Raw genomic sequence first — 25,202 nt, 5'->3', positions numbered from 1 at the left:
TTAACCAAATCCCATTAAAGTGATGAAGAGCTCCGAAGTGGACTCAAGTACTTTAACGGGGCCCAAAGGATTTAACCCCTAAGGGCCAAGAAATCCTAAGCATTCACTTTACGTAAGTTTCGTATCTAGTCTTCAGGGAATAAATCCCTACTGTGGCGATCGTGGCGAAGGGGTTAACGCACTGGTTTGTGGATCCAGCATTCGTGGGTTCAAGTCCCATCGGTCGCCCTTTTCCCTTCAATAATGGGGATTAGCCAAGCGGTAAGGCAACGGACTTTGACTCCGTCATGCCTAGGTTCAAATCCTAGATCCCCAGTTTCTAATTTCATACGCGGTCGTGGTGGAACGGCAGACACACCATCTTGAGGGGGTGGCGCTCACAAGGCGTGAGGGTTCAAATCCCTCCGACCGCATCCCTATTTAAACAAGGAACCCTTACTAGTTAAGGGTTTTTTTGTGTTACAACGGATGTGAAACATACACGGGTAAAAAGAATTATCAGACAAGACGATGTCTCCAAGATGACCTAAATATGTAGTCTGTTTTACTATTTTGGCTTTTTTGCATACACCAAAATCTCTTTCTTCGATTATTAATAGAATAGTATTACTTTTCTAATGGAGGAGGAAGGAGGAATGATAGTATGCTTCAGTATCAAGCCCTTAATGAATATAAAGCTATCAATTACGCCCGAAAGTTAAGAAACATGTTTAAGACAAATGCAGAGCTGGTTTGCGAAGAGATCGGCGATGGAAATTTGAATCTCGTCTTTCGGATTACTGACAAAAGTTCAGAAAAAAGCATCATAATAAAGCAGGCGCTTCCCTATGCGCGGGTAGTTGGGGAAGCTTGGCCTTTGACTCTTGAACGGGCACGAATTGAGAGTCAGGCATTGAATGTTCAACAGTCTATTTGCCCTGGTTTTGTGCCTATTGTTTATCTTTATGATAGTACGATGGCATTGACCGTGATGGAAGATTTGTCGAGCCACTTGATTATGCGTAAAGGATTGGTTACCCGAGAATGCTATCCTCATTTTGCATGTCATATTGGCACCTTTCTGGCACGAACTTTGTATTTGACGTCTGATTTGGCATTGCCCTCTCAAATGAAAAAGGAGAAAGTGGTTCAATTCTCAAATCCGGAAATGTGCAATATATCCGAAAATCTCATTTTTACAGATCCTTATTTCGCTTCAGAAACCAATCCATTTAATCCATTAATAGCAGATAAGGTAGTTGAATTAAGGGAGAATAACCAACTGAAACTTGAGGTCGCAAAATTAAAGGAAGGTTACCTCACTCATGCCCAGGCACTGATCCATGGGGACCTTCATACCGGCAGCATCATGGTAACGAAAGAAAGTACTAAAGTGATTGATCCGGAATTTGCTTTTTATGGACCTATGGGATTTGATATCGGCGCTGTGATAGGAAATCTATTAATTAGTTTTGCTTCCCACGAAGGACATACCATAGACTTGCAGGAACGCATGGATTATCAAGCTTATCTTCTTACGATGATTGAACAAATTTGGACTTATTTTGAAAAAGAATTTAGAGATTTATGGGAAAAAGAATCTAAAGAAAGAATGGCGGTAATCCCTGGATTCGTAGATCATTATTTGCTCCAGATCCTTGTGGATGCTGCAGGCTATGCAGGTTGTAAAATGATTCGTAGAATTATAGGTCTAGTGCATGTATGGGATATGGAGAGTATAGATGATCCAAGTTTGCGGGCAAAAGCTGAAAAGCTAGCACTTTCGATCGGAAAAGAGTTGGTATTAGAAAGACAGCAAGTCCAAAGAATCAATGATATAACATCTCTTGTTAGACAGTTAACAGGGTGAGGGGGAGTTATAGAAAGAGGATAACTATTTGGGAGGTCATATATATGACTATTAAAAAAAGAAGTCATCTCTTTACATCAGAATCGGTGACTGAAGGCCATCCTGATAAACTATGTGACCAAATTTCTGATGGTATATTGGATGCTATATTTGAGATAGATCCGTATGCACGTGTTGGTTGTGAATGTTGTGTAGGTCGGGGATTTGTTCTTGTAACCGGCGAGATTACGGCAAATGCGGTTATTGATTATCAAAAAGTTGTTCGAAAAACAATTAGTAACATTGGTTATACACGAGCTGAGCTCGGTTTCGATGCGAATTCATGTGCAGTCTTAATCGCCATTAATGAGCAATCTCCTGATATTGCAATGGGGGTTAACAAAGCTTTAGAAATTCGCGAAGGCAAGTTGAATGAAGGAGGAAATGAAGTAGGAAATGAAGGAGAAAATGAAGGAGAAAATGAAGGAGAGATTGAAGGAACTGGTGCCGGTGATCAAGGATTGATTTTCGGGTTCGCTTGTAGTGAAACCAAGGAATTGATGCCAATGCCGATTGCCATTTCCCATAAACTGGCATATCAATTGGCTCAAGTGCGCAAGAATGGCACATTATCTTATTTGCGCCCCGATGGGAAAGTGCAGGTCAGCGTAGAATATGAAGGCGATCGCCCCATCCGAATCGATACGATCGTAATTTCAGCTCAACATGATCCTGAAGTGTCTCTAGAACAAATTAAAAAGGATATGTATGAATTTGTGATTTTGCCTGTTATTCCAACGGATTTGATTGATGAAAAAACAAAATATTTTATTAATCCAACGGGCCGTTTCGTGATCGGTGGTCCAGAGGGAGATGCAGGATTAACGGGTCGTAAAATTATTGCCGATACCTATGGCGGCTATGCTCGTCATGGCGGAGGTGCATTTTCGGGCAAAGATCCAACCAAGGTAGACCGTTCGGCTGCTTATGCCGCGCGTTATGTAGCGAAAAACATTGTCGCGGCAGGTCTAGCACAAAAATGTGAAATTCAGATCGCTTATGCTATTGGAGTGGCACATCCTGTTAGTTTAGCTATCGAGACATTTGGTACGGGAATCATTGACGATGATAACCTGATTCGATTAGTTCGCAATCACTTTGATCTTCGTCCGGCAGGTATTATTAAGATGCTAAATCTACGCAGACCTATCTATCAGAACACGGCAGCGTATGGACATTTTGGCCGTACAGATGTTGAATTTCCTTGGGAGCAGACAGATAAAGCAGAATTGTTACAGAAAGGTTCAGCATTAGGGACTGTGGGGGGATGAACAACCATCATTATATTGGGCTCAACACGAAAAGCCTCTTCATCCGAAAGAGGCTTTTTATGTTAATCTAAGACAACTATTTCATTAGAACCGCGAATTAACGTTTTTGTATATATTTTCTTGGGTTGTAGTATATCCACTAAGTAATCGACTGCTATTTTAGGGTCTACTCTCTTTCCGCAGGTGTAACCATCTATTGCCGCAAAACCTTCCTTCGGATATGTGTGAATGGAAAGATGACTTTCAGATAAAAGAACAAGTATGGAACAGCCGCTTGGTTCGAACTTTTTATGGATGACTGACAGCACGGTAGCACTGCTTTTCACAGCTGCATTCACCATAATTAGCCGTAAAAAATCAACATTATCTAGAAAACTGGCATCTACCCCCCAAACATCAACAACCGTATGCCTGCCATATGTTGAGTATTGCAAATCTATCACCCCTTCAAATTTATTACACACTACTATTCTATGAATAAAAAATGAAGAGTGATCTAGTAGAGTGACTAATTCTATTGAAAAGCTAGGAAAGGACTGCTTTGATGAGTCGAATTAAAAGGATTTAAGTAATTTGTGTTCATTGATACAGAAGAACAAACTAAAAGAACAAAAAAGAGCACTCTCTAACTTGATGTTAGAAAATGCTCTTTTTTGTTCATTTTATTTGCTTGCGGAGACGGTTTCTATTTCTTTAACGCTTTGATAAATGAGGATGAATAGCTCTTCAAGGCTGCCTTCTTCAATACAGGAGAAAGCAACGCGGAGATCGGTAGCTCCCAAGGCGATCGTTCCTACACCATGCTTTTCCAGCAAGTGTACACGTAAGGCTTCGGCATCAACGGTTTTGAGCTTCAAGCACATGAAGTAACCGGAGTTGAACGGGTAGTAGCCCCATGCATCATCAAACTTTCCGCTGTCCAATATCGACTTGGTACGGTTAGCGCGGCCTTTCATGATCTCGTATTTCTCTTGTTTCTGTTGACCAAACTCAGGAGAGTTAAGTGCATGAAGCACGAATGTTTGAGACGGGTGAGGACCGCTGGAAATGGTCGCACGGATGATCCCCATTGTTTTCTGCTCTAAGGCGCTGAGAAGTGCATCGCTTTGGCCAGCATACGTAATGAAGCCTACACGGAAGCCCCAGACGTATTCTTCTTTGGTGGCTCCGTCGATTTTGACAGCGAGCACACGTGGGTGAATATCAGCCAATTGACCGAACAAGGACTCATGCAGGGAACCTTCGAAGAAAAGACCGAAGTAGGCGTCGTCCGTAAGTACGATGACGTTGATGCCTGCTTCTGCAGCATCTTTGATCGCAGCAGTAATTTCTTTCCCCTCTTCAGCCCCAGGCGTATAGCCTGTCGGGTTATTGGGGAAGTTCAAGACAACAATCGCTTTGCCTTTGGATTTTTGAGCGAAAAGTGCTTCACGAAGCCCAACTGCATTAAATTTCTGCTGCTCGTTGTATAACGGATAATTCACGATTTGGGCACCGCGGCGGATTTCGAAGGTGAGCTCGTAATTTTCCCAGTTTTTATCTGGAATAATCACTGCGTCGCCAGCATCTGCGAAAAGGTCAGCGGCAATGCTAAGACCATGAGTCAACGCATTCGTAACAATCGGGTTCCCGATCCGTTTATTGCCAATCTCGGGATTTTCCTCGAGCATTTTTTTGCGCCACGCTGTACGAAGTTCAGGTTTACCGGCAGGCGGTGCGTATTCATATATATCTTTTGGTGCGTAGGTGGAGAGTGTGTCTTGAATGACCTTCAGATGCATAGGTTGACCATTTTCGATAGCAATACCGATGGTAGCATTGTATTTCTTGGCTTTGGCCTTTGCTTCAGCAGATTGACTGAGAATGCCTTCTTTTGGGAAGTAAATCGATCTACCTAATGAAGAAAGCATGTCATGCACGTGAGAATTTTCACGTTCTAGGGTCTCGTTTAACTGTCGTGCCAGAGGATTCATAAGAGTGGGTCATTCCTTCCAATGAGCTATTCATTTTTTGCAGTTATTATACCACTTTAACAAGTGTACGTCACTGCGTGAAACAAATATTTTCGGATTGGTTTTGGATAAGGAATTACACGCTTACATTATTTAAAAAACTTTCTAATCGCTGTTTAACTCCAGGCCATTCGGTATCAAGGATGCTAAACATGACAGTGTCACGTATATAACCATCGTGAAGTATGCGATGTTGACGCAGAATACCTTCTTTTTGGGCGCCTAATCGAGCAATAGCTGTTTGAGAGCGTTCGTTCCGTAGGTCCGTTTTTAGTTGGACGCGGAGAAGGTTTAATGTTTCGAAACAGTGTTTCAGCAGTAAATATTTACATTCGGTATTAACGCGCGTACGCCACACTTGGGAATTGTACCAGGTATGACCGATCTCCAGATTCCGATGTTGGGCTGAGATATCGAAGAGACGTGTGCTGCCGACGAAAGTATCGGTATGCTTATCGTAGACGCTGTAAGGGATGCCGAGTCCTGCCGCCTGTTCTTCTAGTGCTTGGTGAACAAACTTCTCTACATCTGCGGAACTAAGAAGCGGCGTCATGTATGCCCATATGTTTGGGTCAGCTGCTGCTTCTAGTAGGCCGGATATATGGGATTTTTGCATAGGCAGTAGGGCGACACGCTCGCCTTCTAAAATAAGAGGTTGTAGATTCATTGGGAATTTCCTCCTTGTCATAAGGTCATATTTATGAGATTTTAGATAGCATAATAGAAAAGTGGAGTAATAAAAAGATCCAATTTTGTTTGATTTCTTTGTACCAGTTTTATGATACTTGCGTAATCCTTTCCTGTTAGGGAACGTCGATTCGTTAATTGCATCATTTATACGAGTTCAGGCTATTATGCGGAACGTAGATCCTCTATTTGTTGAAAATTGAGGTATATACCCATGTTTAGAGCTAAATAACGAATCGTAGTTCCCTTTCGGGAACGAAACAAGGATTTTACAAGAAATAGCGCACTCAGGTTCCCTCTTAATCATTGCTGAGGCCAACTAACAAACGTAGGTTGCATCATTTTTAGCAGAAGATTGTCCTAAGTATTCATCGATTCCTTCATTTGCAGGATAACGAATTCTTACTATAATGATCGGAGGAGCAAGCATGGAGTTTCATTTACCCTATCATTCCTATAGAACCAAATACACGAGTAAGTATGCCGCATTGTATCATGCACTCCATGATGAAATACTTGCAAATAGATTGAAATTAGAAACGAAGCTCCCATCGAGCCGTGAACTGGCAGCTTTGTTTGGTCTGTCTCGAGGAACCGTTAATCAGGTGTATGAGATGCTGATTGCTGAAGGTTATTTGCAGGCTGATGTAGGTAGAGGGACTTTTGTTGTATATACCGGCGGGCAGGAGAAGAAGGAGCATGTTAGTAGAAAGGAGATTCTGCTATCGGCTTGGGGGACACGGGTTCTTGATGTGGATCGGGTAGGGCGGGGTGAAGGGCAAGGACAAGGACAAGGACAAGGTCAGGGGCAGGGAGAAGGGCAAGGAAGAGGGCAAGGAGGAGGACAAGGGCAAGGACAAGGACAAGGACAAGGTCAAGGGCAAGGGCAAGGGCAAGGGCAAGGACAAGGACAAGGTCAAGGGAGAAAGATTTCGTTCGCGGTGGGTCGACCGCTAATGGATGAGTTTCCGCGGGAGCTGTGGAACCGCGGGATGTACGAGCAGGTGCGGCGGATGACGGAGTCGCCGCATAAGGAGGCCTACATCGCCGAGGGGCATTATGCGCTTCGCGAAGCGATCGCACAGCACCTGAGGCGGATGCGGGGAATCGATGCGCAGCCTGAGCGCATCGTAATCGTTAACGGGTCGATGCAAGCGATAGCGCTGCTGACCCAGGTGCTTGTGAATGAAGGCGATCCAGTTATACTGGAGCGCCCAGGGTATCCAGGCATCAGCAGCGCTGTGCTGGCGGCTGGCGGGACCCCCGTCCACGCGGCGGTGGACGGGCAAGGGCTTATTCCGCAGCCGTGGAACGCACGGCTGCTGTTCGTGACACCCAGCCGCCAGTTCCCTACGGGGGCGGTACTGGGCTTAGAGCGCCGCCAGCAGCTATTGCGCTGGGCGTCAGAGCAGGGGGCTGTCATCGTCGAAGACGATTATGACAGCGAGTTCAGGCACCGCGGGCGGCCGATTGAGCCGCTCAAAGTGCTAGACCAAGAAGAGGGCCGAGTAGTATACATCGGCACCTTCTCCAAAACGATGCTGCAGGAGCTGCGCATCGGGTACGTCGTGCTGCCGGAGGCGCTGCAGGCCGCTTTCGTAGCCGCGAAGCGGCTTTACGAGCCGCACCCTTCGGGGCTGCTCGAACAGCGCTCGCTCGCCGCTTTCATGGTGAGCGGCGGCTACGAGCGACACCTGCGCCGTATGCGGCGGGTGTACGCGAGCAAGTTCTTGCTCCTGCAGGCGCTGCTGCAGGAGCAGCTCTCCACCCTCTTCGAGTGGGTGGAGAGTGATAGCGGGCTGCATCTGTTCGGATGGTGGCGGGGCGATGCCCTCAGCTATACCACGTATGCAGCCGCATGCCGTGAAGCTGGCGTCTCGTGGATCGACGCAGCGGCTTACGGCCTCCCCCCAGAGCGAACTGGGGCAATCTTCGGTTTTGCCCACCTAACCGAGGAGGAGATACGCCGCGGTGTTGCTCTTTTAAGGCATGTTCATGATTGCCACAAACGATGAGTATGATTTTGGCAGGATTGAGATTGTATGATATGATTTAAGATGATGGTCAATTAATTATCTTCTTAGGAGTGATCTCTTTTTATGGCGGGGTTAAATGGTGGAGGCACAAGCGTTATTGTGCGTTTGGAAATACATAAAGAATTGGTCACTTTTGGGAAAATTGCTACAGCTATAGGTGAAGCAGGCGGCGATATTGTCGCGATTGACGTAACACGAGCTAGTAAAACAACAACAACGCGCGATATTACGGTAAAAGTTAGCGACCCTGAACATACAGAATCTATAACTAAAGCGTTGAACGATATTCCTGGCGTCCGCTTAATTAACGTTTCAGACCAAACGTTTCTCATGCATTTGGGTGGCAAGATCGAAATGACTCCGAAAATGCCGATTAAAAATCGGGACGACCTATCCCGTGTATATACACCGGGTGTTGCTCGCGTTTGTATGGCTATCCATGAAGACCCGGCTAAAGCACACTCATTAACGATAAAACGGAATACGGTTGCTGTTGTGTCGGATGGCACAGCGGTCCTAGGTTTAGGAAATATCGGACCGGAAGCGGCGATGCCGGTGATGGAAGGGAAGGCCATGCTTTTCAAGCAAATGGCGGGTGTGGATGCATTTCCGATTTGTTTGGATACGCAAGATACCGAAGAAATTATTCGTACAGTCAAAGCGATTGCTCCAGCTTTCGGCGGAATTAATTTAGAAGATATTTCGTCGCCTCGTTGTTTTGAGATTGAGGAAAGATTAATCAATGAACTCGATATTCCTGTGTTCCACGACGATCAACATGGTACGGCGGTAGTTATTCTTGCAGGGCTGCTCAATGCGGTTAAGCTCGTGGGCAAGAATTTGGAAGATTGTAAAGTCGTTATCACGGGCATTGGAGCTGCGGGGATTGCCTGTACGAAGATGCTGTTAGCTGCCGGAGTTACCAATGTTATCGGTGTAGATCGACAAGGCGCAATCGTACGCGGAGAGAGCTATACGAATTCGGCTTGGGAATGGTATGCAGACAATACGAATCCTTTTCTACAAAGAGGACTATTGTCCGATGTTATATCGGGTGCAGATATTTTCATTGGGTTATCGGGGCCAGGGGTGCTTAAGGCTGATGATGTGAAGAGAATGGGCACGGATCCGATCGTGTTCGCGATGGCAAACCCAACACCGGAAATTACTCCGGAAGAAGCTGAACCTTATGTTCGAGTGATGGCAACCGGCCGGTCAGATTACCCGAATCAAATTAATAATGTTCTTTGCTTCCCTGGGATTTTCCGCGGTGTGCTGGACTGCCGTGCTTCGCGCATCACGCAAGAAATGAAGCTGGCCGCAGCCAAAGCTATTGCATCGGTCGTGAATGAAGATGAGTTGAACGAATATTACATTATTCCAAGTGTGTTCAATACGGCTGTTGTTGAGAAGGTAAGAGAAGCGGTCATGGAAGCTGCCTATGAATCCGGTGTGGCCCGTCGCCGCCGCCAGCGTGAGACACATGATGCACACCACGAATAAAATTGTTATGAATTAACAGCTCGGATCACCTCAATGAGGTTTACCGAGCTGTTTTTTTGTTGTATAGGAAATTAAGGAAATTATGCAAGATGCCGATTTGTGGATAAGTGGTGAAAATGAAAACGGAAAGGGAAGGGATACATGTTGAGAGGCAATACCGCGGGGACGTGAATACAGAATTACGGATATCCTCTAAAACCTAAAGGACCGTCAGGGTGATCTTCCCAGTCGCTCCTTCTACCAAGTAGCCAAACAATAATTGTTCATCCACCTGTGAACATATTCTCTTATATCTGTTTCCCAAACTCAACACGTACCAGCATTACCAGATTTAGCGGAACGTAGAAGCTTGATTTTTCTCAAAACCGCGTAATTCACGTTTTCGCGGAACGATGAGCCTCTATTTCCCGCTTTCGAGGTGGAAAAACCGATAAAACGCCAGAATCAGAGCCCCTACGTTCCGCGTACGGGTCCCACATCGGCATAATCATCGAAATAACGGCCCCTCGTTCCCCGCGATCCCTAATTTGCAGCTTAAATATCCGAAATCACTCCACAGAGTTTCGCTTTCATGCCGACCTATAATCCAGTAGATTTGACCACTTTTTTGTTCTGCCGAGAAATGATAATTTGGTGCAAGGCTGTTAGCTAGCTGGGTGATGCTCAAAACCTCAAAACCATACTAGATGCAGTTTGTGCATCAAAATTATGAGTTAGCATCCATTTTTGGGGAATTACCTGCAAAATGTGCAGCTAATTTCGCCTCAACGGGTTCAAATGGGTGTTTATGGGGGAATTTGATGTAGGAAATGCAGATATTCATGAGCAAAGAGAGCGGATTAGAAATTTGCTGCATTTTTTGCAGCAAATGTTGTTTGACAGTTCCATAAAGGTGTGGCGGAGGAGGACGGCTGAAGGAAGTGGGTGTGTTTCACGCTGGAGTAAGTGTAATGCCACAATCAGGAATGGGTTAGTAGGCAAATGGGTAGTAGCAAGGTAATGGGCTAGCAGGCAGCAGGGCAAATGGGTAGTAGCATGGTAATGGGTGAGCAGGTAGCAGGCTAAATGGGTAGTAGCAAGGTAATGGGCTAGCAGGCTATGGGTAGTAGCAGGTAATGGGTTAGCAGGTTGCAGGCTAAATGGGTAGTAGCAAGGTAATGGGCTAGCAGGCAGCAAGGTAATGGGTAGCAGCAAGGTAATGGGTTAGCAGGTAAATGGGTAGTAGCAAGGTAATGGGTGAGCAGGTAGCAGGCCAAATGGGTAGTAGCAAGGTAATGAGTTAGCAGGTAGCAGGCAAATGGGTAGCAGCAAGTTAATGAGTTAGCAGGCAGCAAGGTAAAAGGGGAGCAGCACGAAAAAAACCTTGTTCAGCAGCTGATACAGCTTGCTGAACAAGGTTGCTGAACAAGGTCTTTTTTTACTAGTTCGTTTCTTCTGTCCACTGTCTTAACTTGCGATCCGAAGGAAGAAGGAAAGTCAGAATGCCGAGGAGCGGTAGAAATGCACACATTTCCATAACACGTGTCGTGCCCAGGGTGTCGCAGAGATTGCCAAGGACGACACTCCCGATGCCGCCCATTCCAAATGCTAAGCCTGTAATTAAGCCGGATACGGTTCCGACCTTCCCAGGAAACAGCATTTGGGCATACACTACGGTAACAGAAAAGCTGGATAATAGAATGATACCGATAATGACAAGTAAAATGTAAGCCCAAGTTATGGACACATGAGGTAACAGCAAAGCAAACGGCGCTGAACCAAGCATGGAAAAGAAAATGAGATTACGCTTACCGAAGCGGTCAGCAAGCGGACCGCCAAAAAATGTTCCAACCGCTCCTGCCGCTAGGAACAAGAAGATAAAGTCCTGTGCGCGGTCGATTGACATGCCGTATGTGTCCTGCAAGAAAAAGGCGAAGTAGCCGCTCATTGCTGCTCCATACCAAGAACGGACGAATACAAGAAAGATAAGCAGGCAAATCGCAAACATGACTTGCTTGCGCCGCTGTGGGTTGACGGTACGCTGTACGATTGTCTTAGCTTTGACCGGTGTGGCAAGCAGCACGGATTTATACCAGCGAGCAATATATAATTGCACGGCGATAGCTGCAGCTGCAACGCCTGTGAACCATATGGAACCGAATAATCCTAGTGGAATGAAAATCCATTTGGTCATCATGGGCGCCAAAGATTGACCGGCGTTACCGCCAACTTGGAAAATGGATTGAGCGAGACCTTTGCGGCCTCCCGCTGCCATGTGGGAGACACGAGATCCCTCTGGGTGGAAAGCGGCTGAGCCAAGACCTACAAAGCAAACAGACAATAAAACGACCCAATACGAATGTGCGAATGCGAGCAGCAGCATACCCGTAAGGGTGGAGGCCATGCCAATTGGCAGCATATAGGGTGAAGGCTTGCGATCTGTATATAAGCCAACAACCGGCTGCATAATGGAGGCCGTGAAGTTAATGGCGAACTGCACCCAACCAATTTGTGCATAGCTAAGTCCCATCTCGCTTTTAAGAATAGGAAAGATAGCAGGAATGACAGATTGAATTGAATCGTTGAGTAAATGGACAAGACCAATAGCGAATAAAATACGATATACGGTAGGTTTGACGTCTCCAGTACCATGTAAGCTCTTGGAGCTTTGTTCGGGAGACGATGCTGTAATGGACGCCATGCTTCTCTCCTCTCCAGTGACAGATCCCCTTTATTTTTCTAGGAAACGGCCGAGGTCTTCTCCCATTTTAACTTTAGAACCAAGCTGTAGATCTGGGCGAGGCTCAAACATATCATCTTCAAAAAGGAGAACGACTGTTGAACCAAACTCGAAATAAGCTAGTTCTTGACCTCGCTCAAGCGTTTTGGGAAGAGGCTTCACATATTGAATAGAACTTACGTTAAGTGCCCCAACCTTCACCACAGCAACTTCACCGGCATTATGCTGGATAAAGGTGATTAACCGTTCGTTACGACTTAGTACTCTCTTCATATGACGAAGGCCAAACTCATTCACAGGATATACTTTCCCAAGCACATGCTCGCTCTCAAGCACATCACCTGAAATCGGCGAATGAATCCGGTGGTAGTCCGTAGGGCTAAGGTACAGAACAAAATAAAAGCCGTTTTTATAGTTGACCGTACGAGGGGAACGATTAAGAAGTTCTTCAATGGTGTAGTCTTGACCTTTGACATTCACAATCAAGCCTTCCTTAATATCGCCGATACCTGTAATCATGGCATCAACAGGACTTACAACACGAGTTAGGTCTTCGTGAATTGGGCGTAACCCTGGCTTTAATCTGCGTGTGAAGAAATCATTCAAAGATTTATAATCCTGTAATTGCTTCTCAGCATCTTCAATGCGTATTCCGTAGGTTTGGGCAAAGCGAGGAATGAAGATCCGGCTTGCTTTGGATCTGGCAAAAGCGCCTGTCACTTGGGACACCCATTTGCGTGAAGAGAGCTCCGTTAGCAATCGAAAAAATGGTTTAGACATAGATTAAAAAACTCCTGTTCATTCGTGTGTTTAGGAGAGACTTTGATCAAGATCAAAGATCCCTATATATTCTTTCTTCGCTAATCTTGCCACAGAAAGGTAAAAGAATCAATTGTCGAATAAGGAAGGAATGCAAGGTAAGCGCAAGAAAAAAACAGCCTAATGGCTGTTTGAGGTGGAATATGCTAGCTTTGCTTATAATCCCCGCAGGTATAGCAGGTAGCAAGGTTAACGGAGATAGGAACAGAGGAGCCGGCGAACTTGATACATTGAACAGGGGTTCGAGATGAATGATCAGAAATACTCGTACAGGACTTGCAGCTTGCGATTAGCTCAAATGAAGCATCTAAAGGCAGCGAATACTGTAAGACGATATTCTTCTTCATTAATAGACCTCTTTTCCTTGTGATGGATACGAGCCGGATCCTAGCAGGAACAGGAGAAGCCTTCATGTAAACGCTTTACAATCAATATCAATCATATCACAAAATGGATCAATATGCCTTTGGTATTTCCGGCAAGGAAATCGTCAATGCTGTTTATGAGGTGAAATGACATCATGTCTATAATAATTGTGGTACTTGGTATTCTAATTCCCATCAGCATGCTAGTAAGTGCTTGGCTGTTCACATTGTGCCGAACTGTATATCACGTGTTGGCAGTGGGGTGTGCCTATGTGTTTGGTATTATCAGCGTGCTCGCCATATATGAGATTTTAAGAGATGAGACAGTATTTATGACGAATATTCATGGCGTTTTTCAAAATGGACTATTCCTGTTAAGCGGAGCTTACTTGGGGTGTTATGGGATGTACACGTTACTGAGATGGACGCTGAAGGAGCTTAGAAGTGAATAATCGGTCTTGCAACAATTTTCGGCAGAAGATCGTTAAGAAGATTAGGTTCAAAAGGGAAGGTAGATGAAGATGACACGAGAGATACCTTTGTTGATCAGAAGCGCTGCGTTCGCGGCTGTGTTTTCACTGCTCTTAACTGGCTGTTCGTCGTCTCACCCGGGAGTCAGCCCATCTTCCGCAACACCCGCCGCGACACCGCCGAGAGTGGAAACGACACCATCGCCGACACCAACTTCTACACCAGTTGCAACAAGCGCTGTTACGGCAATGACGCTGGAAGAAAAGTTAGGGCAAATGATTATAGCCGGAATCGATGAGTACAGTATGAATGTACAAGCGCGAGAACTGATTGAAGTTTATCACGTTGGCGGGATTATATTGTATAAGCCTAATGTGAAAAATACGACTCAACTTGTAAGTCTAGTTAATGAATTGAAACAGACGAATGCCGTGAATAAGCTGCCGCTTTGGCTGGGTGTAGATGAAGAAGGCGGCAGAGTGACACGGTTGCCGGATGAGATTACGAAAACACCGACCAGCCGAGATATCGGTAAAACGGGTCGTCCTGCGCTGGCCTATCATATTGGACAACTTCTTGGGAAAGAACTTAATGCCTATGGCTTAAATATGGATTTCGCACCTGATCTCGATGTCAATAGTAACCCCAATAATCCGGTCATAGGTGACCGTTCATTCGGATCTAACGCTTCTATTGTGAGTAGTTTTGGTGTTCAAATGATGAATGGACTACAGGACCAGCAGGTTGTCCCTGTTGTGAAGCATTTTCCAGGGCATGGGGATACCTCGGTGGATTCGCATGTTGGACTGCCGATTGTTCAAAATGACCTCGCCCGCTTGCGCAAGCTTGAGCTGGTTCCGTTCGCAGAAGCTTTCAAGCATCAGGCTGATGCGGTCATGGTCGCTCATATTCTGCTGCCTAAAGTGGATGCTCAGAATCCTGCTTCGATGTCGAAAAAAATGATGACAGATCTTTTGCGTAAGGAAATGGGGTTTGAGGGACTCATCATGACAGATGATATGACGATGGGGGCTATCATCAAGAACTATGATCTGGGTGAAGCCGCCGTAAAATCAGTTCTTGCAGGGGCAAATATCGTTATGGTCGGACATGAGTATGAGAAGGTCGTCACGGTCATAGACGCACTGCGCAAAGCCGTTCAATCGGGGCAAATACCGATGGATACGATAGACCAAAGTGTTCGTCAAGTCACGAAGGTGAAACAGAAATATAAGCTGCATGATCGTCCGATCCAAGTTCCTGATACGAAGAAACTGAACGCTGAGGTGCAAAGCGTACTGGGGACAAAAGCAAACAAATAACACCGTTCCTGCGGGTTCATTCGCAGTACGGTGTTTTTTTTGTGTGTAGATAAGAAAGTATAAGTTTTATACTTTTGCTTTGCATCTACCTTGAACAAACGCGCTCGTCCCAGAAGGACGACGGAGTTGTTTATCCTTGGATTAAAGTGGGGGGATGCCGCCATCTAACAAGAATTTGGCATAGGCGATAGGGTTGAAATAAGTAGCTTTCCATATCTCCTGCATGTTGGCCTCAAGGAAACTGTAGCGTTGATCTTTCCCGTTACATTCAATAAATAAGGGAAATCCGTCGTTTGTGATCCCTACATCAAGTCCGATATCCGCTAAGTAGGGCAGTTCTGTACTGAGATGCAGGGCGACACGCAGGGAGAAGTCGGTAATTTGGCGCAAGACTTCCTCATGATTAAGATGGGGGTATTCAGTGGAGAGAATATCGGGTAAAGTTCGCACCTCTCCACCTTGTGCTACATTAGTGAGAAAGAGTTCGCGTGAAGCAACTTTCGCAACCATGCCTGTTATTCCCCATTCGCCAGATGCCCCGCGCTGAGCAGATATGCGAAGATCGAAGGGGCGGCCATCAAATGTGGCCAGAGGCAGTCGCTGCTGAATCATGTAGGTACGGCTTTGGATTTTGCGTCGTAAGGTCAAAGGAAGGTAATGACGAAAGCTTACTGTCCGCCAGATTTGGTTACTGATCTTCATGCTTGCCGGGTAAATGAGCTTCCAGCTCCTGACATGGCGATCCATTTTCATCACACCACGTCCGATGCTAGAATTGATAGGTTTAATAATGAGAGAATCGTAGGTTGACATCATGATTTTCAAATTTTTGAAGGTAGCTGGATAAGTCCCTGGCAGATGGGGGCGGATGCTATCGTTTTTCAGCAAAATATCGTGAATGCGAAGTTTACTATAGCGGTTCCATCTATTAAACAAGATTACGCCTCGCTTAGTCCATTCCTCCAGTTTCTGATAAGAAGCACGGTCCAAATAAATCGCTCGATTATGAATAACCGTGGGCAGATCCAACCATTTTTGCTCGAAGCAAAGACCTTCTTGTACATAAGCGTGTACTTTCATCTTATCGATAAGGACATCCTGGAGGCGGAAATAGCAAGGAGTTACACCGTATTGCTTGCCGGCTTCATCATAATATGGAATAGCTTCATACTTTGTGTTCCCTAGGGGAATGCCTGCGTATAAGGAATCGTTGACTAAAATACCCACATAGGGATTCGTCATCTACTTCACTCCTTCTCCTTCAGAGGGCTTGGGTTTTATGAGAATGTGACTCTCCTCAGTTTATGGAAAAGCAGGGGTGCTTGTTTGTACGGATGCCGATACTTTCCATGCAGCAATGGAACAAATGCCCAGGCTTTGCCTTCTAATCCGCATATGTATAGAGAGTAGTTGGTGAGTTCGACCATTTATCTAGGTTAGCGCACATTTTCTCGGGCTAGCGTACCTATCGGGCGGAGACTGAATATGTTACAAGTGACTAATTCTTGGAGAATGGAGAGGAGTCTATGAGTAAGCGTAAGAGCAGCAGGGTAAGACCTAATGTGCAAAAAGTGAACTCCAGCAAGGTGAACGAACTTGATTGGATAGATGAGATTGAACCAGTATCAACTCCAGTGAAGCAGGAGAAAGTCGAGAAAGTCGAGAAAGCGGAACCCGTTCAGAAGACGGAAACGAGTGAACCGATTCCGCCAATTAAGGGGAACGTGAGATCGCCAATAGAAACGGCCAAAATTAACAAGCAACCTAATCTAATGAAGGTTTCCACTGCTTCCGCTCCCCCGCCACCACTGTTAATGCTCTCTGAAAGGAAAACGGGGAAATTTGTAAACCCTGTCGTCTATACGGACGATATTGTCGAAGAAGCGATTACTTGGGAGAAAATTGCAAGCCGCTCCGTCGATGAGAGCAAAATCAAACCCCTAAGTATCGGCACGAAAGCTCTGAAGGATTTTGCGATCGAGCATTCGAAGCTTGCTCCGGGAAGCGTAACAAGAGATAAGATCGCTAATCAAGCGATCAACGATGAACATATTGCTCCGCATAGTATTTTGGGCGATAAAATTCAGGATGAATCCATTCCGGGCAGTAAACTGTTGGACAATAGTATCACAGCCGATAAGCTGGCTGATCAAACTATTGATTCCATAAAAATTGCTCACGGTTCCATTCTTCCACAACATTTGTCTGAGCTGATCATTACGAGTGAACTGATCGATAATCAAGCGATAACTGGAGAGAAGATTCGCAGCGGTGCTGTGCAAGCAAAGCATTTGTCCAATTATATTATTGATACCGCCAAGCTGACGGATGCTTCCGTCACAACGGATAAGTTGAGAGATCAGGCTGTGACCGAAGAGAAAATCGCCAATGCGAGCATTACCTCTGTTCATTTTCAACCACAAAGTATTTATGGAGAGCACTTGGCTAATGGCAGTGTTCTAAGTCATAACATTGCTCCGCGTCAAATTGAAACAACGCATATTGCTGATCTTGCTATTGAGAACTTTCATTTGAAAGATGAGTCGATCACCACAGAGAAGCTGGCGTGGGATGCTGTAAATCAGGATCAGATTGCGGATATGGCTGTATCGAGCGCGAAGATTGCTCCACTAGCGATTGAGACGAAACATTTGCAGGAATCCTCCATCTATGGTGAACATATTACCGATGAAGCAATCACGAGTCGTCATATCGCTGCAAGCTCGATTCAAGCGGAGCATATTGCGAATGGGGCTTTATATGGAAGTTTGCTTTCGGATGGAAGCATTACATCGGATAAGTTGGCAGAAAACCTCATTACGGATATTCACATTCATCCTAATGCCATTCAAAGCCAGCATCTTGCGGACGCTATTATTTCGAACTCGAAACTGAAAGATGGGTCCATTACATCAGCTAAATTGGTAGAGGACCTTGTTGAAGGAAAGCACATCCGCAGTCAAACGATTAGCAATAGGCATTTGATTGATGGTGAAATCACGCCTTCCAAGCTTCAAGATGGAACAATCACCTCTTCTAAATTAGCCGAAAGCTCGGTTGAGGGAAGACATATTAACGCACAATCCATACAGAATATACATTTGGCTGATCATATCATTACTACCGTTAAGCTTGAAGCCGGTGCTGTGACGAATGAGAAATTATCGGATGGCAGTGTTGATACTTCAAAGTTGAAGGATGACAGTGTCACTTCAGATAAAATCTCTCCGAGTTCCATCAAAACAGGACATTTGCAGGAAAGCATCATTAGTAGTATCCATTTGAAGGAAGTAGCTGTACTTGGTCAGCACATCACGCATCTGGCCATTGGTAAAGAGCATCTTCAGAATGGGATTGTTACCGGGGATAAGATCGGGTTAAATGTGATTCGCTCGGAGCATGTTGCAGATCAAGCAATCGGCGAGAAACAAATTGCTTGGATGGGGGTTCAACGCGAACACATAGCTGAGGAAGCCATTACAACCTCTCATATGCAAGATGAAACCATTACAACGAGTAAAATCGCGGAAGAAGCTGTAACGAGCAGCAAAATGGCCTCGATGTCTATAGAAGCTCGCCATTTACAAGAGAATATTATTAATGGGTTGCACATTAAACCAGGTGCAATAACGTCCGAACATTTAGCCCAAGGATCGATTAATATTGGCATCTTCGCTGACCGAAGTCTGGAAGGAAGTAAACTTGTCGAACAATCGATCACTTCTGAAACACTTGCTCTAGGAGCTGTTACAGAAGAGAAGCTGGCAAACGGAGCGGTTGGAACCCAGCATTTGCAGGGTGAATCCATATCGACCTGGGTACTCCAGGATCGAGCAGTCACAACGAAGAAACTGGGAGACCAAGCGGTAATGGAAGCCAACTTAGCAGATGCGAGTGTGACTAGCCGCAAAATCTCAGTGAAAGCCATCAATAGTGAGCATATCGCTGATGGGGCGATTACAGCGGCTAAACTGGCTAATGAAAGTATTCATGGCAGCAAGCTAGTAAGCGGCGCGCTTAGTGGAAGACATTTGGCAGACGGGGTTATCACGAATTCCAAAATTTCAGCGCTTGCTATAAATAGTGAGCACTTATCGGATGGTGCTGTAAGTAATTCGAAGTTGGCAATGGGCAGCGTAGACAGTACGAAACTGTCTCTAGGATCAGTATTGAGCAAACATCTGTCTGATGGCGCTGTGGATGGTGCAAAGCTAGGGTTTGGGGTTGTTGACACGGAACACCTGGCCAATGGTGCTGTTGATAATGATAAGCTTGCTGCGAATTCGGTAGACGGGAGCAAATTGATACTTGGCGCTGTTAGTAACTATCATCTAGCGGACAATGCGGTGTATGGAGCGAAGCTGGCGACAGGCAGCGTAGACAGCAGTAAGTTGACAATGGGCTTAATAAGGAATGAGCATCTGTCAGACGGTGTTGTAGATGGTGTGAAGTTGGCAGCAGGTTGTGTGGATGGGACTAAGTTAGTGGCGGGTTCGATTTATCGGGAACATCTCATTGATAGCGTTGTAGATGGATCGAAGCTGGCGGCAGGCGCTGTAAATAATGAACACTTAGCGAATGGCATAGTGGATGGGTCTAAGCTTGCAGACAGCAGCGTAGGAAGTAGTAAATTAGCTCTAGGAACGGTTGGCAGCGGTCACCTTATTGATGGCTCCGTTACGAGTGCGAAGCTGGCTGCGGGTATTGTTGACAGCAGCAAGTTAGTTACTGGGGCTGTGAACAGCGATCACATCGCTGCTGGATCCATTAATGCCTCAAAGTTGGCTCCAAACAGTGTGGACAGCAGCAAGCTATTGGCAGGCGCAGTTACGAATGAGCACTTGGGAGACGGATGCATTACAAGCGGCAAGCTGGCGCCGTTCAGTGTGGATGGCAGTAAGCTGGTATCTGCGTCGATTAGCGGTTTTCATCTTGCGGAAGGTGCCGTGGATATTACAAAGCTAGCCGCTGGAAGTGTAGATGGCACGAAGCTGACAGCTGCATCTGTCAACAACGCTCACCTTATCGACGGTGCTGTCGATGGGGCTAAGCTGGCCGCAGGCAGTGTAGATGGCAGTAAGTTGACCGCAGGAGCTGTTAGCGGCGATCACCTTGCTGATGGCGCATTGTATGGCGCGAAGCTGGCTGCGGGAAGTATTGATGGCAGCAAGCTGGCCTCTGGCATCATAAGCAACTATCATTTGACTATTGGCAGCGTGGATGGAAGTAAGCTCATCGCAGGCGCAGTTACGAATAGACATCTGGCGGACGGTGCTGTGGATGAGGCTAAGCTGGCTGATGACAGTGTGAACGGTCGAATATTGGCGGGCGGCTCGGTGTGTGGTGAACACCTTGCTGATCATGCTGTGTCAGGCTCGAAGTTGGCCGCAGGCAGTGTAGATGGCAGTAAGATTACAGTTGGCGCAGTAACGAAAGAGCATCTGGCTGAAGCCGCTGTAGATGGTAACAAGCTGACGGCAGGCAGTGTGGATAGCAGTAAATTGGTAGAGGGTGCGGTCAGGAATGAGCACCTGATGGACGGCGCTGTAGATGCAGCGAAGCTTGCTATTGGCAGTGTAGATAGCAGTAAGTTGGCGTTTGGAGCGGTGGACAGCAGTCATCTGGCACCCGGTTCCGTAGACGGATCGAAGCTGACTGCTGGCAGCGTAGATGGCAGTAAGTTGGCCTCTGGCGCAGTGAATAGCAGCCATCTGGCAGACGGTGCGTTGGAAGGATCGAAGCTGACGGTTGGCAGTATTGATGGCAGCAAACTGGCCTATGCGGCTATTAGCAACTTTCATATTGCGAGCAGCAGCATTGACGGATCAAAGCTGAAACCAAGTGCTGTAAGAAGTGAGCACATTGCAGATGGATCGCTTTCCGTAACGAAATTAACGGAAAATGTCCTGCAGACGCCAAGTACGCAAAAAAATATTACGCAGCAGTTTGGACTCGTTCCTTTTGAAATGGAAACTCAGGATGAAATGATGGAAGTGGTCTTACACTTCGATGAGAAGTTTGCGGATGAGAATTATGTGTTAACGGCAATGACGGATCACCAGTCCTGCTATGTATCTGTGAAACAAAAATCGATGGAAAACGCGGTAGTGTCTATTATGCGTGCCAAGTTTTCACCAGATCAACAAGGTATCGTGAATTGGATAGCTATCGGCAAGAAGTTGTAAATGAAGAGGGTTCAGGTGATTAATAACGGCTAGTGTCGCAGATACTGCGAGCTAGCCGTATTTTGTTGTTTAGCGGTACTATTTTCGTGTGGTTGAATGACCAATTTTGGAATCAGGGGTATTCGTCCAATTTCCATATATCACGAAAGCATATGATTAAAGAAGTGGATGTGGATATGCACCATTATAACGCTTGGAAAGGGGTATGTCTTGTGAAGGGTGTTGTACTGGCGGGAGGAACGGGAAGCCGCTTGCGTCCTCTGACGAACATCATCAATAAACATTTGCTTCCAGTCGGTGAATTACCCATGATTCAATATGCCATCGAGAAATTATGCAAAGCTGGCATTCAAGATATTTTATTAGTCACGGGAAAACAATCCGCAGGGTTGTATTTGGAATACTTGGGCAGTGGTGAAACGTTTGGTGTCCGTCTTACCTACAAGCTCCAAGATAAAGCCGGGGGAATCGCTCAGGCACTGGCGCTAGCGAAGGAATTCGTGTTGACGGGTGAGAAATTCGTCGTTCTTCTGGGTGATAACTTATTTGAAGATTCATTAATTCCGATAATTGACACCTTCGAGAAGCAGAAAGATGGAGCGATGGTCATTCTAAAGAAAGTGGCTGATCCTAGAAGATATGGTGTTGCAAAGATGAAGAATGACATCATTGAACGGATCGAAGAAAAGCCGGATCATCCGAGCTCGTCTTATGCGGTTACGGGTATATATTTATTTGATTCTACGGTGTTTGACATTATTAATAAACAAACGCCTTCCAAACGAGGCGAGCTGGAAATCACCGATGTGAACAATGTGTACGCAGCTGCGGGCAAGCTTACTCATGGGTTCTTTACAGGATGGTGGATTGATGCCGGGACACATGAATCTCTCTTTCAGGCTACTCTTTTTGTAAGGAAGGAGGAAAGCTGATGTCGGTGATTCTTATTACGGGCGGAATGGGATTTATTGGAAGTAACTTTATTTATTATTGGAAAAAAAATCATCCGGAAGATCATTTAATAAATGTTGATTTACTTACGTATGCAGGAAACAAGGATAACCTGAGGTCTCTAGATGGGCAAGCTGGTTACCAGTTTGTATATGGTGATATCGGTCAGGCTGCTTTAATAAACGAACAGATGAAGCACGGGGTTGACGTTGTTGTCCATTTTGCCGCCGAATCCCATGTGGATCGAAGCATTCATAACCCGCGCAGCTTTGTGCTTACGAATGTAGCAGGGACACAATGCTTATTGGAGGCAGCAAGACAGCATCAGGTCAAGAAATTCATTCATATTTCGACGGATGAGGTTTATGGATCACTTGGAGACGAGGGCGCATTCACCGAAACGACTCCATTAGCACCGAATTCTCCTTATTCTGCGAGTAAGGCAGGTTCGGATCTGCTAGTCAGAGCCTACTATGAAACCTATGGGTTTCCGGCTGTGATCACTCGTTGCTCTAATAATTATGGTCCTCGTCAGTTTCCTGAAAAGCTAATTCCACTCATTATTACTCACGCCCTTCGCAATGAGCCGATTCCGATATATGGCGATGGATTGAATATACGAGATTGGTTGTATGTGGAAGACCACTGTTCAGCGATTGAACGAGTGATTGAGGATGGCGTACCTGGGGAGGTTTACAATATCGGCGGACAAAATGAACGAACGAATCTGGAGGTTGTCAAAAGCATTCTGAAGCTGCTTAACAAATCGGAGGATTTGATCCACTTCGTATCTGATCGGCCTGGACATGATCGTCGGTATGCGATTGATAGTACCAAAATTCGCCGTGAACTGGGCTGGGTACCGTCCTATTCATTTGAAGCGGGACTAAAGAAGACACTGGATTGGTATGTGCAAGAACACGAATGGTGTGCACGTATTGCTGACGGATCTTATCGCGCCCATACAGGAGCTGATCTTCCATGAAAATATTCATTACTGGAGCCGGTGGACAGCTCGGCTATGATCTCATTCGTGTATTTGGCCTCGTTCATGAAGTATCCGCTTGGCGCAAAGACCAATTTGACGTGAGCGATGAGAAGAAAGTCATGGACATCCTTCTACAAGAGCGACCGGATGTTGTTATACATGCTGCTGCTTATACGAATGTCGATAAGGCGGAAGTAGAGACGGAGCTAGCCTATCAAGTGAATGCTATGGGAGCCCTGCACATTGCAAAGGCTTGCGAGAAAATCGGTGCCAAGCTTGTATATGTGAGTACCGACTATGTCTTTGATGGAACGAAGGAAACCCCGTATGAGGAGGGGGATATCACCAATCCAAACAATATATACGGTCATTCCAAGCTGCTTGGAGAGAAATTCGTCAGAATGACCTGCTCGAAGCATTTTGTCGTACGTACGTCTTGGTTATATGGCACCAAAGGAGCTAACTTTGTTACCAAAGTGTTGGAAAAGGCACGATCGGGTGGACCTCTGTCCATTGTAGATGATCAATTCGGCTCACCCACGTATGGTTTGGATCTGGCGATCTTTCTTCGAGAACTGATTGAAACGGACAGGTACGGCATTTATCACGCATCGAATCAAGGGGTGTGCTCTAGATATGAATTCGCCTTGCACATTTTGAAGATCGCTCAAATGGAGCATGTTCCATTGATTCCTGTTCATTCGGATTTGTTTCCATTGCCTGCAGCAAGACCGATGTACTCGGCATTTGCTCAAAAAGCTATTGCTGACAATGGCTTTACCCCGATAAGAGATTGGAAATCGGCGCTGAACTTCTTCTTGAACATCGACCATGTTTATCCGGCAGTCATAGAAAAGAAGGTGTGAGATGAGCAAAACGATGGCTACTCGTCCGTATGGTCCGTATATGGGTAGAAAACGTGGACTGCAGAAAGGTAAAGAACATGGCATCCGGATGGGGCGGTGCCAATTTGTTACTGACTCGATGAGACCTGCCCCCTTACCGCTCAGAGGTGCCAGAGTGTTATTTATCATTCAAGGCTTCGATGCCATTGACCAAGGAATTGCCCATGGTCTGCGGCAAACGGTCCGAGAAGCTTTTACAGCAACTGCTGTCGACATGCTCCGTTTGGCGGCAGAGCTTGGGCCGGACCTTGTGCTAGTCATGAATGGTCTTCATGTCTTTCCGGCTGATCACACAGACCATGTCGATCAAGTGAGACAGATGGGCATACGTACAGCAATTTGGTTCGCTGACGACCCCTATTTTACCGATCATACGGCCACCCTTGCTCCTCACTATGATTACGTGTTTACACATGAATTGAGCTGTGTAGCGTTCTATCGGGAAGTTGGTTGTGACCAGGTCCATTACTTACCCTTGGCAGTCAATACGGCTGTTTTTAAGCCTATGCATGTTAGTCCCGAATATCGAAGTGATATTTGTTTTATTGGAAATGGGTTTCCGAACCGGATCGACCTATTCAATGAGCTGACCCCATACTTAGCGGATAAAAAAGTGCTGATTGCAGGGGGATTATGGGAACAACTAGAGGGATTTGAGCTGCTAAAGAAGGGCATTAAGCTGCAATGGATCCCTATTGAAGAGTCTGTGAAGTATTATAACGGAGCCAAAATTGTCATTAACGTTCATCGCCAAACCTATCATGAAGTGTACAACAAAAATAGTAGAAATATCCCGGGCCATTCAATTAATCCGAGAACGTATGAGATTTCTGGGTGCGGTACACTGCAAATTACAGATTACCGTCACGATTTGGATCTGCATTATACACCCGGTCATGATATCGAGACCTTTCATAATTCGGCTGAGCTTATCCAGAAGATGAAACATTACTTAAGACATGAAGAGGATAGGCTGCGAATTGCGATACGAGGCTTGCGAAGAACGATGAACGAACATACGTTTGTGGATCGATTAGGCAAGCTGATGGACATTGTATTCGCCTAGAAAGGAGTGTAGAA

The 25,202-nt window shown here is 45.8% G+C and carries 17 protein-coding genes and 3 tRNA genes; 14 read left to right on the top strand and 6 right to left on the bottom strand.

What is annotated here, in order from left to right; genetic code table 11:
* Positions 1-155 precede the first annotated feature (155 nt).
* The 5 genes from ASG93_RS25790 to metK all read left to right on the top strand — a co-directional run bounded on the left by ASG93_RS25790 (position 156) and on the right by metK (position 3,159).
* Positions 156-228: transfer RNA gene (locus ASG93_RS25790), tRNA-His, on the top strand.
* 16 nt (positions 229-244) lie between these two features.
* A tRNA-Gln gene (locus ASG93_RS25785) sits at positions 245-316 on the top strand.
* A gap of 15 nt (positions 317-331) precedes the next feature.
* Positions 332-413 (top strand) — tRNA-Leu (locus ASG93_RS25780).
* Between the two features lie 230 nt (positions 414-643).
* The gene (gene mtnK / locus ASG93_RS25775; RefSeq protein WP_056836625.1) at positions 644-1,849 is read left to right on the top strand and encodes an S-methyl-5-thioribose kinase; all 1,206 of its coding nucleotides are present in this window, start codon (positions 644-646) and stop codon (positions 1,847-1,849) included.
* A 44-nt stretch (positions 1,850-1,893) separates the two neighbouring features.
* Positions 1,894-3,159 (top strand): methionine adenosyltransferase, encoded by a 1,266-nt coding sequence (gene metK, locus ASG93_RS25770; RefSeq protein ID WP_056836623.1) that lies wholly within the window; start codon positions 1,894-1,896, stop codon positions 3,157-3,159.
* A gap of 62 nt (positions 3,160-3,221) precedes the next feature.
* Here the strand turns inward: metK and speD are convergent, their stop codons facing one another.
* The 3 genes from speD to ASG93_RS25755 all read right to left on the bottom strand — a co-directional run bounded on the left by speD (position 3,222) and on the right by ASG93_RS25755 (position 5,838).
* Positions 3,222-3,593 (bottom strand): adenosylmethionine decarboxylase, encoded by a 372-nt coding sequence (gene speD, locus ASG93_RS25765; protein WP_056836621.1) that lies wholly within the window; start codon positions 3,591-3,593, stop codon positions 3,222-3,224.
* A gap of 228 nt (positions 3,594-3,821) precedes the next feature.
* The gene (locus ASG93_RS25760; protein WP_056836619.1) at positions 3,822-5,132 is read right to left on the bottom strand and encodes an aminotransferase class I/II-fold pyridoxal phosphate-dependent enzyme; all 1,311 of its coding nucleotides are present in this window, start codon (positions 5,130-5,132) and stop codon (positions 3,822-3,824) included.
* Positions 5,133-5,247: 115 nt separating this feature from the next.
* Positions 5,248-5,838, bottom strand: a complete 591-nt coding sequence (locus tag ASG93_RS25755; protein WP_056836617.1) for a GNAT family N-acetyltransferase — start codon at positions 5,836-5,838, stop codon at positions 5,248-5,250.
* Positions 5,839-6,286: 448 nt separating this feature from the next.
* Here ASG93_RS25755 and ASG93_RS25750 point away from each other — a divergent pair, with 448 nt between their 5' ends.
* Complete coding sequence (locus tag ASG93_RS25750) at positions 6,287-7,873, top strand: PLP-dependent aminotransferase family protein (protein WP_056836615.1); 1,587 nt, start codon at positions 6,287-6,289, stop codon at positions 7,871-7,873.
* A gap of 84 nt (positions 7,874-7,957) precedes the next feature.
* Positions 7,958-9,397 (top strand): NAD-dependent malic enzyme, encoded by a 1,440-nt coding sequence (locus tag ASG93_RS25745; protein ID WP_056836613.1) that lies wholly within the window; start codon positions 7,958-7,960, stop codon positions 9,395-9,397.
* A 1,420-nt stretch (positions 9,398-10,817) separates the two neighbouring features.
* Here the strand turns inward: ASG93_RS25745 and ASG93_RS25740 are convergent.
* Positions 10,818-12,077 carry an MFS transporter gene (locus ASG93_RS25740; RefSeq protein ID WP_056836611.1) on the bottom strand — a complete coding sequence of 420 codons (1,260 nt, stop codon included), beginning with the start codon at positions 12,075-12,077 and terminating at the stop codon, positions 10,818-10,820.
* Positions 12,078-12,107: 30 nt separating this feature from the next.
* Complete coding sequence (asd, locus tag ASG93_RS25735; RefSeq protein ID WP_056836609.1) at positions 12,108-12,896, bottom strand: archaetidylserine decarboxylase; 789 nt, start codon at positions 12,894-12,896, stop codon at positions 12,108-12,110.
* Between the two features lie 559 nt (positions 12,897-13,455).
* On the opposite strand from asd, the gene ASG93_RS25725 reads away from it, so the two are divergent.
* Both ASG93_RS25725 and nagZ read left to right on the top strand, forming a co-directional pair.
* The gene (locus tag ASG93_RS25725) at positions 13,456-13,752 is read left to right on the top strand and encodes a hypothetical protein (RefSeq protein WP_056836605.1); all 297 of its coding nucleotides are present in this window, start codon (positions 13,456-13,458) and stop codon (positions 13,750-13,752) included.
* A gap of 69 nt (positions 13,753-13,821) precedes the next feature.
* The gene (gene nagZ / locus ASG93_RS25720; protein ID WP_056836603.1) at positions 13,822-15,093 is read left to right on the top strand and encodes a beta-N-acetylhexosaminidase; all 1,272 of its coding nucleotides are present in this window, start codon (positions 13,822-13,824) and stop codon (positions 15,091-15,093) included.
* A gap of 141 nt (positions 15,094-15,234) precedes the next feature.
* On the opposite strand, the gene ASG93_RS25715 is transcribed toward nagZ, so the two are convergent.
* Entirely contained in the window at positions 15,235-16,335 is a 1,101-nt protein-coding gene (locus ASG93_RS25715) for a YheC/YheD family protein (protein ID WP_056836601.1), read from the bottom strand.
* Positions 16,336-16,619: 284 nt separating this feature from the next.
* Between ASG93_RS25715 and ASG93_RS25710 the strand changes: the two genes are divergently transcribed.
* From ASG93_RS25710 to ASG93_RS25690, 5 genes are all read left to right on the top strand, one after another.
* On the top strand, positions 16,620-21,278 hold the full coding sequence (locus ASG93_RS25710) for a WIAG-tail domain (protein ID WP_056836600.1): 4,659 nt from the start codon (positions 16,620-16,622) through the stop codon (positions 21,276-21,278).
* Positions 21,279-21,490: 212 nt separating this feature from the next.
* Positions 21,491-22,210 carry a sugar phosphate nucleotidyltransferase gene (locus ASG93_RS25705; RefSeq protein ID WP_056836688.1) on the top strand — a complete coding sequence of 240 codons (720 nt, stop codon included), beginning with the start codon at positions 21,491-21,493 and terminating at the stop codon, positions 22,208-22,210.
* Positions 22,210-23,214 (top strand): dTDP-glucose 4,6-dehydratase, encoded by a 1,005-nt coding sequence (gene rfbB / locus ASG93_RS25700; RefSeq protein ID WP_056836598.1) that lies wholly within the window; start codon positions 22,210-22,212, stop codon positions 23,212-23,214. Before ASG93_RS25705 ends, rfbB begins: the two co-directional genes overlap by 1 nt.
* Positions 23,211-24,083 (top strand): dTDP-4-dehydrorhamnose reductase, encoded by an 873-nt coding sequence (gene rfbD / locus ASG93_RS25695; protein ID WP_056836596.1) that lies wholly within the window; start codon positions 23,211-23,213, stop codon positions 24,081-24,083. The genes rfbB and rfbD overlap by 4 nt, the downstream gene beginning before the upstream one ends.
* A 1-nt stretch (position 24,084) precedes the next feature.
* Positions 24,085-25,188 carry a DUF3880 domain-containing protein gene (locus tag ASG93_RS25690; protein WP_056836595.1) on the top strand — a complete coding sequence of 368 codons (1,104 nt, stop codon included), beginning with the start codon at positions 24,085-24,087 and terminating at the stop codon, positions 25,186-25,188.
* The last annotated feature ends 14 nt before the right edge of the window (positions 25,189-25,202 follow it).

The sequence above is a fragment of the Paenibacillus sp. Soil787 genome (assembly GCF_001429545.1).
Taxonomy (GTDB): domain Bacteria; phylum Bacillota; class Bacilli; order Paenibacillales; family NBRC-103111; genus Paenibacillus_E.
The sequence above is the reverse complement of the archived record's forward strand: the minus strand, read 5'-3'. Positions and strand labels throughout refer to the sequence as shown.

Excerpts from the sequence above, each read along its gene's own strand:
- mtnK (WP_056836625.1), top strand. The coding sequence starts at position 644 with ATGCTTCAGTATCAAGCCCTTAATGAATATAAAGCTATCAATTACGCC.
- nagZ (WP_056836603.1), top strand. The coding sequence starts at position 13,822 with ATGACACGAGAGATACCTTTGTTGATCAGAAGCGCTGCGTTCGCGGCT.
- ASG93_RS25740 (WP_056836611.1), bottom strand. The coding sequence starts at position 12,077 with ATGGCGTCCATTACAGCATCGTCTCCCGAACAAAGCTCCAAGAGCTTA.
- ASG93_RS25715 (WP_056836601.1), bottom strand. The coding sequence starts at position 16,335 with ATGACGAATCCCTATGTGGGTATTTTAGTCAACGATTCCTTATACGCA.
- ASG93_RS25755 (WP_056836617.1), bottom strand. The coding sequence starts at position 5,838 with ATGAATCTACAACCTCTTATTTTAGAAGGCGAGCGTGTCGCCCTACTG.
- ASG93_RS25690 (WP_056836595.1), top strand. The coding sequence starts at position 24,085 with ATGAGCAAAACGATGGCTACTCGTCCGTATGGTCCGTATATGGGTAGA.
- asd (WP_056836609.1), bottom strand. The coding sequence starts at position 12,896 with ATGTCTAAACCATTTTTTCGATTGCTAACGGAGCTCTCTTCACGCAAA.
- metK (WP_056836623.1), top strand. The coding sequence starts at position 1,894 with ATGACTATTAAAAAAAGAAGTCATCTCTTTACATCAGAATCGGTGACT.
- rfbD (WP_056836596.1), top strand. The coding sequence starts at position 23,211 with ATGAAAATATTCATTACTGGAGCCGGTGGACAGCTCGGCTATGATCTC.
- ASG93_RS25760 (WP_056836619.1), bottom strand. The coding sequence starts at position 5,132 with ATGAATCCTCTGGCACGACAGTTAAACGAGACCCTAGAACGTGAAAAT.
- ASG93_RS25710 (WP_056836600.1), top strand. The coding sequence starts at position 16,620 with ATGAGTAAGCGTAAGAGCAGCAGGGTAAGACCTAATGTGCAAAAAGTG.
- ASG93_RS25745 (WP_056836613.1), top strand. The coding sequence starts at position 7,958 with ATGGCGGGGTTAAATGGTGGAGGCACAAGCGTTATTGTGCGTTTGGAA.
- ASG93_RS25750 (WP_056836615.1), top strand. The coding sequence starts at position 6,287 with ATGGAGTTTCATTTACCCTATCATTCCTATAGAACCAAATACACGAGT.
- rfbB (WP_056836598.1), top strand. The coding sequence starts at position 22,210 with ATGTCGGTGATTCTTATTACGGGCGGAATGGGATTTATTGGAAGTAAC.
- ASG93_RS25725 (WP_056836605.1), top strand. The coding sequence starts at position 13,456 with ATGTCTATAATAATTGTGGTACTTGGTATTCTAATTCCCATCAGCATG.